This window comes from Pseudomonas sp. BF-B-30 (assembly GCF_019956305.1).
Lineage (GTDB): Bacteria > Pseudomonadota > Gammaproteobacteria > Pseudomonadales > Pseudomonadaceae > Aquipseudomonas > Aquipseudomonas jessenii.
In genome coordinates this window covers 24,591-38,729 of sequence record NZ_JAHBDG010000045.1, presented here as the reverse complement: position 1 = coordinate 38,729, position 14,139 = coordinate 24,591, and the positions used below count along the sequence as shown (strand labels likewise).

Sequence of the window (14,139 nt, the reverse complement as noted above, 5' to 3'; positions counted from 1 at the left end):
CGCGAAGGCGGTGTGTCAGGCAATACATATGTCTACTGATATACCGCCTTCGCGAGCAAGCCCGCTCCCACAGGGTGGGGTCAGTGCTGGTCTTTGGATTTGTGGTGTTCCTGGACGGTCACCGTCGCGGTGGTCCCGGCGCGCAATTTGTCTTTACCGGCATAGTCGGCATCGATCTCGATCCGCACCGGCACCCGTTGCGCCAGTTTGATCCAGGTGTAGCTGGGGTTGATGCTGGCCAGCAGACGGCCGCCCGGCAGGTTTTCCCGGTCGGCAATGGCGAAGGCAATACTCTGCACTTTGCCGCCGAACGTTTCGCCACTCATCAACTCGATCCTGACCCGGTCACCCTCCCCGATCCGCGGCAACTTGGTTTCTTCGAAGTAACCGCTGACATAGAACGACTCGCTGTCCACCAGCGCCAGCAATGGGCCACCTGCCGAGGCGTAATCACCCTCCCGGGTCAGCAGATTGGTGACATAGCCGGTCACCGGGGAGACGACATGGGTACGCTGCAAGTCGAGCTCGGACTGGGTCAATGCCGCGATGGCCAGTTGCACGTTGGCCTGGGCCAACACCAGACTCGCCTGATTACGCATCAAGTCGGCCTGGGCCACCGACACGTCGGTGCTGGCTTTCTCCCACTCTTCACCGGAAATCGCTGAACGATCCTTGAGCGTGCGCCGGCGCTGCTCCTCGCTCTGACGTTGTTTGAGCAATGCTTCGCTGGAGATAATCGCCGCCTGGGCCTGCCCGAGCGAGGCTTTCGCCACCTCCACCGCGCGTCTGGCATGCTCCACCGCCAGGGTGTAACGCGCCGGATCGATCTCCAGCAGCGCCTGGCCTTTGCTCACACGTTGGTTGTCCTGCACGGCCAGGCTGACGATTCGCCCCGAAACGTCGGCGGACAAGGTCACCACATCGGCACGCACCCGGGCATCCCGGGTCCAGGGTGCGCGGGTGTAATGCTCCCAGGCGAACCAGCCCAGAAGAAAGGCCAGCAATACCACCGCCACCGTCGTGAGTCGGGAAAGGATGTTCTTCACGGCTTCAGGCTCCCATGACCAGAATCAACGTGGCGCAGACGCAGGCGTACAACGCGCCTTCGAACAACGCCTCGTGCCAGACAAACTGCAGCACGCCAAGGCGCCGCAATGTCCAGTCCAGCAACAGGAAAATCGGCAAGCCCAGCAGCAGCGCCTGGGCAATCGGGGGCAGATAGGCACCACCCACTTCCAGATCAATGGGCAAGGACAGGGTCTCCTTCAAGGCCTGAGGGTTGAAAGTGGCCGCGATAGCGTTCCACGAACGACACCACGATCAGCAGCGCCACACGCATGCGGAACACCGACCACAGGTGTTCGTGAACATCGGTATGCAGGGCATCCAGGTCGTCGCCCAAGGTGTGGAGGCTATCAAGCACCTGCACCCCTTCGACCCCGGGCCGACCGGCAACCAGCCTGCCCGTTTCCCGGACTGTCGAAAACAGGCGACGTTGCAGATCCGGACTTAGCAGTGCGTTGTTCTGCCCTTGCTGCCGCAGCTGATTCAAGGCGATACCCAATGCCATGCAGGCCAGGCTGACTTGAAACAGCTCGCGCGATTGTGGCTCCCGGGTCGCCGGCAGTAGCCCCAACATCATGGTCAGGCGGTCAACCATACGGCTCTCGAACGCAAACTGCTGTTCATCGCTCGCCGACGTTTTCAGCAAGGCGTACACCTGCTCGCAGTTCTCTTTGTAGAGCCGGCGCATGCGAAAATCCGGCCTGAACGGAAAGATCAGCGCATAGACACTCAAAGCCAGCACGGTCGCACAGGTATAGGCACCGGCAAACTCGAACCACTGGCTCGCGGTGTTTTGACCAATCCCCACATTCAACGGGCCAAGCAACAAAAACGTCGTGAGCCCCAGGCCAATCCCGGTACCTGTGGTGGGTGGACTGGCCAGCCCCACCGCTACGGCGTAGAGCAAGGGCGCCAGCAGCAAGGCGAGCATCTCGAAATTGCTGATCATCGGCACAAACATGAACTGAAGGAGCGCCGAGGCCACCAGTGCCAGCCCGAACCCCCTGGCATAGCTTTGAACAGCCAGTAGCGGTCGGGGAAACGTCGACATCAGCGAGCAAAGGATGCCCACCAGCACCATCCCGGCTCGCGCACCGTCCCAGCCGGTTTCGATCCAGATCAGGCCGGCGATCAACAGCGCGCAAAAGGCACGGACGGCATTCATCGTCGCCAGGGTGAAGTCCAGATGCAGCGGATTTTCCCGCCCGCGAAACACGCTGCTGGCGGGGCGCCCGCTCTGGATGGCATCGCTCAGCTCCAGAATCTGCTCAAGCTGCTGCAACAGCCGCGCCTGCTCCCAGCGCAGCGACCAGGCCAGCGAACGCAAGGTGGCCGGCAGCGGCTCGGTCAATTGTTCGGCCCTGTAGGCCAGCTCATCAAAGCGTTGTTGCAGCGATGTGAAATGATGGCGCTTTTCACTGGACAGCGAACGCCCCTCCCGCGCCAGTTCATCGAGAAAGGCCAGCTCTTCGGCACGCAGCCGTTGAATCTCTTCAGGCAACTCGCCCTCCCAGCGCTCGGTCAACAACAGCCGCTGGTGGCGCAAGGCGGTCAGCCGCGCGGTCAACAGCACCAATTGGTTGCCCAGCAGTTGCACCAGACCGTTGGCACTGCGTAACCGTGGCGCATCGAAATACATGTGCCGGCGCACGCCCTCCAGGCCACTGATCTGGCCCAGTAGCTGCATTTGCCGCTGCTGGAATTCGGCTTCGCTCTCTTCGGTGCGAATGACGGCGCTGGCGTGGGTGGCCAGCAACCGGGTGATTTGGTCGATTTTGGCGAAGTAATCCCGGGCCACGGCTTCAGGCCTGGCGGTGAGCAGGCTGACCACGCACACACAGGCAACCGCCAGCAGCGTCTCCGTGACGCGGGTCACCGCCAGCAAAAACATGCCGTCCTGATCCGGCACCGCCAGCAAGGCCACCACCACGGCGGTGTAGCCGCTAAGGACAAACGCCTGGGAGCTGGTGTAGCGCAACAAGGTGCCACCGGCTGTGCACAGCGCCAGCCACAACGCCAGGGTGGCGATGAACGGCAGCGGTGCCTGGGGAAAAATCGCCATGATCAGCACCGCCACGGCCGCCCCCAGCGTGGTGCCGATCACTTGGCCAAAACTGCGGGCCAGCACCATGCCAGCCAGTGGCTGGCTGATGATGACCACGGCCATGATCGACCACTTGGGCTGGTCCAGATCGAACAAAAACGCCAGGTACAGGGTCAACAACCCGGCCGCGATGGTTCGCAAGGCAAACAGCAACACCCCGGGGCCGGGGTTGAAAATCGCCTTGAAGTATTGCAACAACGCTTGCATGGGAACACCCGTCGAGACACCTCCAGCAAGCGTAGTCACTGCTGCGGTGCCTCGAGAGGTTTTGCCATCGACGCAGCTTGCCGGCCCGTGGATTGTCGGCTGAAGGGCTGTTCAACGGTTTGAATCGTCAGTGAGCGTCGTCAAGGTTTGACTCAAAGCCTGGCCTGACCGAAGCTTGCGCCTTTGCAAAAGCTTGCCAGCTTCCGGATTCCTGCATGCCTAAGTCCCGCCGCCTTCTGTTTATCAGCCTCTTCGCCCTGCTCGTCATCGGCGGTGTCTGGTTTTCCCTGCGCGATACTACCCCGGTGGTTCCCGAAGCCATCCAGCACGGCTACAGCGAAGCGCTGGCGGCTGCCCGGGCCGGCCAACCGGGTGCCGCGCGGGTGCTCTATCAGCAATTGGCCCGTCCGGACCTGTCCCCCAAACGTCGTATCGGGTTGCATGCCGAGCTGCCCAACTATCCAAGCTCGGTGGCCCTGAAGCTGGCGGATGCCGACTTGCAGAACGAGTCGCCCGAGGTGCGTATCGCGGCGATCAAAAGCATCAGCGGCCTGGTACCGAACGGTCAGCGCAGTCTGCTGCTGGGGCCATTGCTCGATGACAGCGAACAAAGCGTGCGGCTGGCGGCGATCAACGCGCTGCTGGGGTTGTCCCCGGATGAACTGGGTTTGTATTTCGGGCCGTTGGAACAAGCCATCGATGCCTGGGAGCAAGTGCTCAAGAGCGCGCCGCAAAGTGCCGAAAACCAATACCAACTCGCCCGACTGCACTTGCACAACGCCGAGCTCAAGCAAGCGCAACAGGCGCTGGACAACACCCTGCGCCTGGCGCCGGACAACCTGCCGGCGCTGGTACTGCAAATCGAAGTGCTGGATAAACAGGGCCAGAACGACGCTGCCCGGCAACTGTTGGCCAGGCAACTGCAGGCACAACCCAACTCGGCCTACCTGCAACACGCGTTGGGGCTCTGGCTGCTGCATCACGAGCAAAGCGAATTCGCCCTGCTCGGCCTGTCCAAGGCCGTTGAACTTGAGCCCAATAACCGGGACTACCGCTACGACCTGGCCACCACGTTGCACAGTGAGCAGGAGCTCGAAGCGGCGCAGAAACAGTTGCAGGAAATCGTTCAGCGCCATCCGAACGATCGCAAGGCCCGGGTGCTGCTGATCAACTACTGGAAGGAAAGCGGGCAGCTGCAAAACGTGCAGATTCTGTTGGCCCAACTCGAACAGATGAACCCCGATGATCCGGCGTTGCAACAAGGGCTTTGACCCCGACTGAAATTTCGTTGAACCGTCGTCCTGGCCAAGGGTCAAGTGAACAGGCAGCCCGTTGTGGCACTTCGCAGCAACTGCCTCGTTGAACCTGGCCATATGAGGACGCTTGTTTGTCTCTATCCAACGATTTGAACCGAGACAAGGCCGCCACCGGTATCGAAGGTCTGGACGATATCCTCGATGGCGGACTGTCCCGCGGACATGTGTTTTTGCTCGAAGGCGAGCCGGGCACCGGCAAGACCACCGTGGCGCTGCACTTCCTGTTGGCAGGCGCGCAAGCCGGCGAACGCTCCTTGTACATCACGCTCTCTGAAACCGAACGCGAGCTGCGCCAGGGCGCCTTGTCCCATGGCTGGGAGATGGACGAAAACGTCCATATCTTCGAACTGACGCCCCCGGAAAACCTGCTCAATGCCGAACAGCAGCAGACACTGCTCTATTCCTCCGACCTGGAACTGGGCGAAGCCACCCGCCAGATCTTCGAGGTGGTCGAGCGGGTCAAGCCGACCCGCGTTGTCCTGGACAGCCTTTCCGAGATTCGCCTGCTGGCGCAAAGTTCGCTGCGCTACCGTCGGCAGATACTGGCCATAAAGCATTATTTCGTGCGTTACGACGCCACGGTGTTGCTGCTCGATGACCTGACCGCCGAGTCCCTGGACAAAACCGTGCACAGCGTGGCCCACGGCGTGATTCGCCTGGAAGAATTGACCCCGAACTACGGCGCCGAGCGACGTCGCATCCGCGTGGTCAAGTACCGCGGCCAGAAGTACCGCGGCGGCTTCCATGACTTCACCATCACGGGCGATGGCGTGCGTGTATTCCCGCGCCTGGTGGCCGCCGAACATCGCGGTCAATACCTGCGTCAGCAATTGACCAGCGGCATCCGGGAAATGGATGCGCTGCTGGGCGGCGGTATCGAGACGGGTTCCAGCACCTTGATTCTCGGCCCGGCGGGGACCGGCAAATCGCTGATCGCCATGGTGTTTACCGCCGCGGCCGTGGCCCGTGGCGAAAAAGCCGCGCTATTCATTTTCGATGAAGAGTTGGGGTTGTTGTTCGAGCGCATGAAGAACATCGGCATCGATTTGCAGGCCCTGCTAGACAGCGGCAATTTGCTGATCGAGCAAGTGGACGCGGCCGAGCTGTCCCCCGGCGAGTTCTCCCACCGGGTCCGGCGCTGCGTGGACGAAGGCAATATCAAGACCGTGGTGATCGACAGCATCAACGGCTATCAGACGGCGATGCCGGAAGAGAACGCCTTGGTGCTGCACATTCACGAGCTACTGCTGTACCTCAATCGCCAGGGCGCCGCGACCTTCATGACGGTCGCCCAGCACGGCCTGGTCGGCGACATGCAGGCGCCGGTCGACATCACCTACCTGGCCGACACAGTCATTCTGCTGCGTTACTTCGAAGCCCTGGGCAAGGTGCGTCGGGCCATTTCGATCATCAAGAAACGTACCGGCAGCCATGAGTCGACCATCCGTGAATACCGCATCAGCGCCCGGGGCATGACCATCGGCGAGCCCCTGGAAGCCTTTCAGGGCGTATTGCGCGGCGTACCCACGTATCTCGGCGCCAGCAACCCGTTGCTCGCGGACGAAATCCCGTGACGGACCTGCAAGCGACGTCCGAGCGCGCAATCATCCTTGCACCGCGAGGGCGCGACGGCCAGATCGCCCTGATGATGCTCAACGAGGCCGGGTTTCACGGGGTGATCAGCCCCGACCTGCCCGGATTGTGCGCCGAACTGGAACAGGGTGCCGGCCTGCTGCTGATCTCTTGCGAGGCGTTGTTGGGCGCTGATCTGGAACCGCTGATCCACCTGATCGAACAGCAGCCCGCGTGGTCGGATCTGCCGATCGTGTTGATGACACACCATGGCGGCCCGCAACAGAACCCGGCATCGCGCTTCGGCCCGCAATTGGGCAACGTGACCTTCCTCGAACGACCATTTCACCCGGTCACACTGATCAGCCTGGTCACCACGGCCCTGCGCGGGCGGCGACGACAGTACGAAGCCAGGGATCGGTTGATTGACCTGAGCCAGAGCGAATTGCGCCTGCAGAACACCCTCGAAACCCTTGAACAGCAGGTGCAAGAGCGCACCGCGCAACTGCGTCACAACGAGGAAGCGTTGCGCCAGTCGCAGAAAATGGAGGCCGTCGGCCAGCTCACCGGCGGCATCGCCCATGACTTCAACAACATGCTGACCGGTATCATCGGCAGCCTGGAGTTGTTGCGTCGACGCCTGGCCCGGGGGCGAACCGAAGACCTGGACAGCCTGATCGATCTGGGGGTGACTTCGGCCAATCGCGCGGCGGGCCTGACCCACCGCCTGCTGGCGTTTTCCCGGCGCCAGTCGCTGGATTCGAAACCCGTGGAGATGAACACCCTGGTGATCTCCATGGATGAACTGCTGCAACGCAGCATCAACGAAACCATTCGTCTGGACATGCAACTGGATGAACACCTGTGGGTGGCCCAAGCCGACCCCAATCAACTGGAAAGCGCCCTGCTCAACCTGGTGATCAATGCCCGCGATGCCATGCCCAATGGCGGCAGTCTGGTGGTCTCGACATCGAACCAGCACTTTGACGAGGATTTCACCCAAGGCCATGGCAATCTCGATGCGGGTGACTATGTAGTGCTCTGCGTGACGGACACCGGCTGTGGCATGCCGCAAAGCACCATCAACCGCGCCTTCGACCCCTTCTTCACCACCAAGCCCATCGGCCAGGGCACCGGGCTGGGGTTATCAATGATCTATGGTTTCAGCAAACAATCGGGAGGTCACGTCGCCATCCAAAGCGTCGTGGGCGAAGGCACCACGGTGAGCCTGTTCCTGCCACGCTTCGGTGGAGACCTGCCCCGGGACCATCCATTGGACGTCGAACAGTCACCTTTGGCCAGGAATGGCGAGACGGTGTTGATTGTCGAGGACGATCCGGCGGTGCGGGTGCTGGTCAGCACGGTGTTGAGCGATCTGGGTTATGCCTACGTCGAGGCTTGTGATGGCGATAGCGCGGTGCCGATACTCGATTCGGCCCAGCGCATCGACCTGCTGATCAGCGATGTCGGCTTGCCCGGTATGAATGGCCGGCAACTGGCGGAAATCGGCCGGCAGTTGCGTCCCGAGCTGAGGGTGCTGTTCATCACCGGCTACGCCGAGCACGCCGCGGTGCGTGGCGGGTTCCTCGATCCGGGCATGCAGATGATCACCAAGCCGTTTACCTTCGACCTGTTGACGGCGAAGGTCAGGGAGATGATCAGGGCCTGAAGGCTTACGAAAGCATGTCCTGCATCAATTCCTGCAATTTATCCAGATCGAAAGGTTTTTCCAGGATCGGTGCCTTGTGTGTAATCGGGCTGTCGGTCTCGCGGATTTCCTGGGCATAGCCGCTGATGAAGATCACCTTGAGTTCCGGTCGCAGTTTCACGGCGGGCTCGGCGATCTGTACACCGGAGATTCCTCCGGGCAGGCGGAAGTCGGTGATCATCATGTCCAGGTGCGGTTTGCTCGCCAGGATTTCGAAAGCCTGCTCGCCGTTTTCGGCCTGCAATACGCGGTAACCCTCGCCCGACAGATAAGCGGACAGCACCATCAGAATCGAGGGATCGTCCTCGACGACGAGTACTACATCTTGTGCATCTTCGCTCATGGGAAGCCTTTGCTCGGTCAATTGCTGCTGATAGACCGTGGGGTCGACCAGAGGTTGCGTTTATCCGGTTGTTTTCCTACAGCGGCAGACAAACGCGAAACAAGGCGCCTTCGCCAATCCTGCTCTGGACGGTAATAGTACCGCCATGGGCGGCCACAATCTGCTCTGAAATAAACAATCCCAGGCCCAGCCCGGCGACGGCGTGCCTGGCCGATACCCGCTCGAACTGCTGGAAGATCCGCTTCTGGTTTTCCTCGCTGATGCCAATCCCTCGATCCTGCACGTCCACCAACGCCTGGCCACCTTCACTGTAGACCTTCACCGAGATCGGGCTCTTGGCCCCGTAGCGCAAGGCGTTGGTCAGCAGGTTGGAAATGACCTGTTCAATTCGAAACTCGTCCCAGTTTCCGATCACCGGTTGCGTGGCATCGAGCGAGACCGACGCTTCGGCGGCGTCGATCTGCTGGGAAAAGTTGTGCAACAGCTCGCGAACCAGCGTTGAAAGGTCAAAGCGCTTGGGCCGGATCGACAACTTTCCGGTGCGAATGCGCGAGACATCGAGCATGTCTTCAATCAATCGAATCAGGCTTTTGATCTGCCGCTCGTCGCGGTCGACCATCGCGTGCATCTTGTCCAGGGTGAAGGCGGCGGAGTTGTCCCGGGCCAGGTGCATCTTGCGCAACTGGGTTTCAAGGATCAGGCCGTTGAGCGGCGTGCGCACTTCGTGGGCGACGATGGACATGAAGTCATCGCGCATGCGTACCGCCTGCTCCAGTTCAAGTTGAGTGCTTTGCAATCGCTTGAGCAGGGTCTCCTGTTCGCGGCGACTTTGCTCAAGGGCCAGCACTTGTTCCTTCATCGCCTTGCTCTGGCGATAGAGGTCGACGAACACATTGACCTTGCTCTTGACCGCCTGGAGGTCCAGCGGTTTGTACAGGAAGTCCACGGCACCGCTTTCATAGCCCTTGAAGGCGTAATTGAGTTCACGGCCGGCGGCGCTGACGAAAACGATCGGGATGTTCCTGGTTTTTTCCGTGCCGCGCATCAACTCGGCCAGCTCGAAGCCATTCATGCCAGGCATCTGCACATCGAGGATGGCCAAGGCGAATTCGTGTTGCAACAGCAGGGACAAGGCCTCGTCGGCGGACAGCGCCTTGTACACAATGCGGTCCTCACGCTTGATCAGCGCTTCGAGCGCCAGCAGATTCTCCGGCAGATCGTCCACGATCAGCAGTTTGGCCTGGGTATTACTCAGCATGCGATTCGTTCCAGCTCGACAAGCAGACGGCCGATGCCGCGTACAGGAATGACCGGAAGTGCGAAGCCTTCGCGCAGCGGGCCGGGAATGTTCAACAGCGCCTCGACGCGACCGGTGCAATCACCAATCACGATCGCTTCGATAGCCGGCAATTTCGTTGCACTTTTCATGATTTTCGATAGATCCGTTCTTGTTTGACCAGCGGCTCGAACTGATCGCCGAAGGCTGAGAAATCCGGGGTTTCCTTACTGCCCAGCACCAGGAAACCGCGATGGCAGAGGGACTCATGAAACAGCCCGAACGCCCGACCTTGAAGACTTTTATTAAAATAAATCAGTACGTTACGGCATGAAATTAATTGAGTTTCGGAGAATACGCTGTCCGTCGCCAGGCTGTGATCGGCGAAGGTCACGTTCTCGCGCAGGGTCTTGTCGAAAATCGCGTACCCATAGGCCGCCGTATAGTAGTCGGCAAACGAACTCTGGCCACCGGCCTGCTGGTAATTAGCAGTGTAGGCGCGGACGTTCTCCATCGAGAAAATCCCTTGCCTGGCCTTTTCCAGCGAGCGCGGATTGATGTCGGTGGCGTAGATGATGGTACGGTCCAGCAGGCCTTCTTCGCGCAGCACAATGGCCATCGAATACACCTCTTCACCGGTGCTGCATCCGGCGATCCAGATCTTGATCGAAGGGTAGGTTCGCAGCAGCGGCACCACTTCCTTGCGGATGGCCAGGAAGTGCGAGGGATCGCGAAACATTTCGCTGACCGGAATGGTCAGCAACTGCAGCAGTTGCATGAACGCGGCGGGATCGTGCAGGACCTTTTCCTGCAACGCCGAGATGGTGTTGCACTCGAACTGACTCAACGCATGGTCGACCCGGCGTTTGATCGAAGCGCCGGAGTAATCGCGAAAATCGTAGCTGTACTTGAGATAGATCGCCTCGATCAACAACCGCAGTTCGATTTCGCTGTTTCGATCCACTGAAAAATTGCGCTCCACTAGATACGTTCCATCTTCGGTAACCACACACGAATCAGCGAAAACAGGCGATCGAGGTCGATGGGCTTGGCCAGGTAATCGTTGGCGCCGGCCTGCAGGCAGCGCTCCTGATCGTCCTTCATGGCCTTGGCCGTCACGGCGATGATCGGCAGCTTGCGCCAGCGCAGATTCTTGCGGATTTCAACGGTGGCTTCAAAACCATCCATTTGCGGCATCATCACGTCCATCAACACCAGATCGATGTCTTGCACCTCATTCAATCGTTCAATCGCTTCGCGGCCGTTGCGGCCAATGACCACGACTGCGCCCTTTTGCTCCAGCGCGCTGGTGAGGGCGAAAATGTTGCGCACATCGTCATCCACCAGCAGCACCTTGCGGCCTTCGAAGACCTTGTCGCGGCTGCGGGCGACCTTGAGCATCTTCTGCCGTTCATGGGACAACCGTGATTCGACTTTGTGCAGAAAAAGCGTCACCTCATCCAGCAACCGCTCCGGCGAGCGCGCGCCCTTGATGATGATCGAACGCGAATACTTGCGCAGTTCGGCCTCTTCATCCCGGGTCAGGTTGCGCCCGGTATAGACGATGACGGGCGGAAAGGAACAGATGTCTTCGGTGGACATGCGCTTGAGCAGGTCATTGCCGAGCATGTCGGGCAGCTTGAGGTCGATGATCATGCAATCGAAGACGGATGAGCGCAGCAGGTCCAGCGCCTCCTGCGCCAGGCCAACGGCGGTGATCTCGATGTCATCGTCGCCGATCAGGCGGGCAATGCTGTCGCGCTGCACGTCGTCGTCCTCGACCAGCAGCACGCGCTTGACCTTCTGGGTCAACTTGGCCTCAAGGCGTGCAAACACATCCTTGAGTTCCTCGCGGGTGGTCGGTTTGACCACGTAGCCGATGGCGCCCATGTGCATCGCCGCCTCGACCCGGTCTTCGACCGAAATCACATGCACCGGGATGTGCCGGGTTTCGGCGTGTTCCTTCAAACGTTGCAGCACGCTCAGGCCGGAATGATCCGGCAGGCGCATGTCCAGCAGGATCGCATCGGGGATGAACGCCTTGGCCAGGTCGTAGCCTTCGTCGGCGCCGTGAGCCACCAGGCACTGATAACCCAGCTCATGGGCCAGGTCGTAGAGGATGTGCGCAAAGTTCGGCTCATCCTCTACCACCAGAATGCAGCGTTTGGTGAACGGCCCTTTGTTGCGGTCGTCGTCGAAGCGCGGAATGTCGACTTCGGCCACCAATGGCGACAACGTGGGCGGCGATACACTCGACACTGCCGCCACAGGAACGGCTCGCATCGGTTCGACAGGCACTTCGCCCGGTTCCACGTACTGCTGTGGCAAGACCAGGGTAAACACACTGCCCTGCCCCGGCGTGCTGGTCACGCTGATGGAGCCGCCGAGCAAGGCCGCCAGGTCACGGGAAATCGACAACCCCAGCCCGGTGCCGCCGTAACGCCGATTGGTGGTGCCGTCGGCCTGACGGAACGCTTCGAAGATGCTTTCGTGCTGATCCACCTCGATGCCGATCCCGGAATCGCGGATGCTGAACGCGATGCCGTCATTCGGCGCCGTGGCGACGGACAGGCTGACGCTGCCGCTTTGCGTGAATTTCACCGCGTTGGACAGCAGGTTTTTGAGCACTTGCTCCAGACGCTGGCTGTCGGTGAACAGCATCAACGGCGCACCGTCCTGCATATCCACCCGGAAATCCAGTTGCTTGTCCGTGGCCAATGGCTGGAACAGGCCGTGCAGGCCATCCAACAGGCGCGCCACGCTGGTGTTCTCCGGACGGATTTCCAGCTTGCCGGCCTCGACTTTGGAAATATCCAGAATGTCGTTGATCAGGTTGAGCAAGTCGTTGCCGGCGGAGTAGATCGACTCGGCGAATTGGACTTGCTCGGCAGTGAGGTTCTCTTCCGGGTTTTCCGCCAGCAGCTTGGCCAGGATCAACGAGCTGTTCAGTGGCGTGCGCAGCTCATGGGACATGTTGGCGAGGAATTCGGACTTGTACTTGCTCGAGCGCTGCAATTCTACCGCGCGTTCTTCGAGCTGGATCTGGGCCTGATTGAGTTCGGTATTCTTCAGGTCCATGGCGTCGCGCTGCTCGGCCAGTACTTCTGCCTGCTCGGCGAGTTGTTCGTTGGTCTGCTCCAGCTCCACCTGCTGGGTTTCCAGGTGCGCCTGGGACTCCTTGAGAATCCGCGACTGCTCTTCGAGCTCTTCGTTGGCGGTCTTGAGTTCTTCCTGCTGAACCTGCAGTTCTTCGTTGAGTTGCTGGGTTTCGGCCAACACCTCCTGCAAACGCTGGCGATAACGTGCCGCCTCGATCGAGGTGCCGATGTTGCCGGCAATCAGCTCAAGCAATTCAACGTCACGGTCGGTCAGTGGACGCAGAAAGCCCAACTCGATCACGCCATTGACCCGCTCGTCGTCGCTGGTTGGCACCACCAGCACACTGCACGGCAGACCGTCACCGAGGCCGGAGCTGACCTTGAAGTAATCTCCCGGCACCTCGTCTAGGCGAATCAGCCGTGCCTGTTGCGCCACCTGGCCGACAATGCCTTCTTCGCTGTAGATCTGCTGTTCACGCCCTTCCTGTTCACGGGAAAAACCATAAGTGGCGATGCGCTTGAGGCCGCCATGGTCTTCGCGCACATAAATAGCCGCCACGGCGGTGCCCAGGTACTGCGCGCAGAATTGCAGGATATTGCGACCCAGCATGCTCAGGCTCAATTGTCCCAGCACCTGCTCGGCCAGCTCGGTCTGGCCGTTACGCAGCCAGGCCTGTTGCTCCAGACGATGGGCGCTGGCCTGTTGGGCGGCAAGGTTGACGCTGTAGTTCTGCGACAGGGTCAACAAATCGCGGCGCCCGACGTACGCCAGCAACCCGCTGACCCCGGCTATGAACAACAGGTAGAGACTGATGCTCATGATGGTGGTGCCGCGCACTTCGTCATTGCGCGATGCGCGCAACTGTTGCTCGGTGTCGATCACCGCCTCGAACTGCTTGCGAATTTCATCGGTCAGGCGCTTACCGCGTCCGGCCTTGACGATGGCGCGATAATCACCGCTGCTGCGTTGCAAATCGATCATCGATTGCGCGTAGTTGGTCCATTCCAGCTGCAAGGCCCGCAACCGTAGCAAGCGATCAGTCTGCACCGGGTTGTCGGCGGTCAGTTCAAGCAAGGTGTCGAGCGCGACGGCGATGCGCGGCTTGGCGGTTTCGTAGGGATCGAGGAAATGCTCGTCGCCACTGAGCAGGAAACCGCGCATCCCGGTTTCCAGATCCACGGTCAGCTTGACCGCCTCATTGGCGTTATTGATCACCCGGTCGGTGTGCTCCACCCACTGGATGGTCGACAGCAAATAGCTGATCAGCGACACGAAAAACACAGCGCTGATAAGACCCAGACCCAACGGCAGGCTGATGTTACGGCTCAGGAGTTTACGAAATCGTTGCTCATCAACCGAGGACGCGGAGGTCATGGGGCAGGCCTTGTCGAACTGTCAGAATGCAAGGAGTTTGCCCCAAAACTGGCAAATTGATCCAATTATCTGACA

11 protein-coding genes are annotated in these 14,139 nt (G+C 60.2%); 3 read left to right on the top strand and 8 right to left on the bottom strand.

Going from position 1 to position 14,139, the window contains the following annotated elements; genetic code table 11:
* Positions 1–80 precede the first annotated feature (80 nt).
* From KGB29_RS22060 to KGB29_RS22050, 3 genes are read right to left on the bottom strand one after another with little or no spacing between them, the layout of a single operon-like run.
* Positions 81–1,046 carry an HlyD family secretion protein gene (locus KGB29_RS22060; protein WP_150812990.1) on the bottom strand — a complete coding sequence of 322 codons (966 nt, stop codon included), beginning with the start codon at positions 1,044–1,046 and terminating at the stop codon, positions 81–83.
* A gap of 4 nt (positions 1,047–1,050) precedes the next feature.
* Positions 1,051–1,251 (bottom strand): DUF1656 domain-containing protein, encoded by a 201-nt coding sequence (locus KGB29_RS22055; RefSeq protein ID WP_032829912.1) that lies wholly within the window; start codon positions 1,249–1,251, stop codon positions 1,051–1,053.
* Positions 1,241–3,376: an FUSC family protein gene (locus KGB29_RS22050; RefSeq protein WP_150812989.1), complete on the bottom strand. Its 2,136-nt coding sequence runs from the start codon at positions 3,374–3,376 to the stop codon at positions 1,241–1,243. The genes KGB29_RS22055 and KGB29_RS22050 overlap by 11 nt, the downstream gene beginning before the upstream one ends.
* A 215-nt stretch (positions 3,377–3,591) precedes the next feature.
* Between KGB29_RS22050 and KGB29_RS22045 the strand changes: the two genes are divergently transcribed.
* The 3 genes from KGB29_RS22045 (at position 3,592) to KGB29_RS22035 (ending at position 7,933) form a co-directional block, all read left to right on the top strand.
* Positions 3,592–4,647, top strand: coding sequence for a tetratricopeptide repeat protein (locus tag KGB29_RS22045; protein ID WP_150812988.1), 1,056 nt, complete (start codon positions 3,592–3,594; stop codon positions 4,645–4,647).
* Between the two features lie 116 nt (positions 4,648–4,763).
* Positions 4,764–6,266: an ATPase domain-containing protein gene (locus tag KGB29_RS22040; RefSeq protein WP_150812987.1), complete on the top strand. Its 1,503-nt coding sequence runs from the start codon at positions 4,764–4,766 to the stop codon at positions 6,264–6,266.
* On the top strand, positions 6,263–7,933 hold the full coding sequence (locus KGB29_RS22035) for a response regulator (protein ID WP_150812986.1): 1,671 nt from the start codon (positions 6,263–6,265) through the stop codon (positions 7,931–7,933). The genes KGB29_RS22040 and KGB29_RS22035 overlap by 4 nt, the downstream gene beginning before the upstream one ends.
* Before the next feature lie 4 nt (positions 7,934–7,937).
* On the opposite strand, the gene KGB29_RS22030 is transcribed toward KGB29_RS22035, so the two are convergent.
* The 5 genes from KGB29_RS22030 to KGB29_RS22010 all read right to left on the bottom strand — a co-directional run bounded on the left by KGB29_RS22030 (position 7,938) and on the right by KGB29_RS22010 (position 14,064).
* Complete coding sequence (locus tag KGB29_RS22030; protein WP_057714773.1) at positions 7,938–8,315, bottom strand: response regulator; 378 nt, start codon at positions 8,313–8,315, stop codon at positions 7,938–7,940.
* A 76-nt stretch (positions 8,316–8,391) separates the two neighbouring features.
* Positions 8,392–9,573, bottom strand: a complete 1,182-nt coding sequence (locus KGB29_RS22025; RefSeq protein WP_150812985.1) for a hybrid sensor histidine kinase/response regulator — start codon at positions 9,571–9,573, stop codon at positions 8,392–8,394.
* Positions 9,567–9,743: a hypothetical protein gene (locus tag KGB29_RS22020; RefSeq protein ID WP_159390015.1), complete on the bottom strand. Its 177-nt coding sequence runs from the start codon at positions 9,741–9,743 to the stop codon at positions 9,567–9,569. The genes KGB29_RS22025 and KGB29_RS22020 overlap by 7 nt, the downstream gene beginning before the upstream one ends.
* Complete coding sequence (locus KGB29_RS22015; protein ID WP_057714771.1) at positions 9,740–10,573, bottom strand: CheR family methyltransferase; 834 nt, start codon at positions 10,571–10,573, stop codon at positions 9,740–9,742. The genes KGB29_RS22020 and KGB29_RS22015 overlap by 4 nt, the downstream gene beginning before the upstream one ends.
* Complete coding sequence (locus tag KGB29_RS22010) at positions 10,573–14,064, bottom strand: response regulator (RefSeq protein ID WP_223616483.1); 3,492 nt, start codon at positions 14,062–14,064, stop codon at positions 10,573–10,575. The genes KGB29_RS22015 and KGB29_RS22010 overlap by 1 nt, the downstream gene beginning before the upstream one ends.
* Positions 14,065–14,139: the final 75 nt, after the last annotated feature.

Bases quoted from the DNA above. Each gene is read 5' to 3' on its own strand.
- KGB29_RS22050 (WP_150812989.1), bottom strand. From the start codon at position 3,376: ATGCAAGCGTTGTTGCAATACTTCAAGGCGATTTTCAACCCCGGCCCC.
- KGB29_RS22045 (WP_150812988.1), top strand. From the start codon at position 3,592: ATGCCTAAGTCCCGCCGCCTTCTGTTTATCAGCCTCTTCGCCCTGCTC.
- KGB29_RS22030 (WP_057714773.1), bottom strand. From the start codon at position 8,315: ATGAGCGAAGATGCACAAGATGTAGTACTCGTCGTCGAGGACGATCCC.
- KGB29_RS22025 (WP_150812985.1), bottom strand. From the start codon at position 9,573: ATGCTGAGTAATACCCAGGCCAAACTGCTGATCGTGGACGATCTGCCG.
- KGB29_RS22020 (WP_159390015.1), bottom strand. From the start codon at position 9,743: ATGAAAAGTGCAACGAAATTGCCGGCTATCGAAGCGATCGTGATTGGT.
- KGB29_RS22010 (WP_223616483.1), bottom strand. From the start codon at position 14,064: ATGACCTCCGCGTCCTCGGTTGATGAGCAACGATTTCGTAAACTCCTG.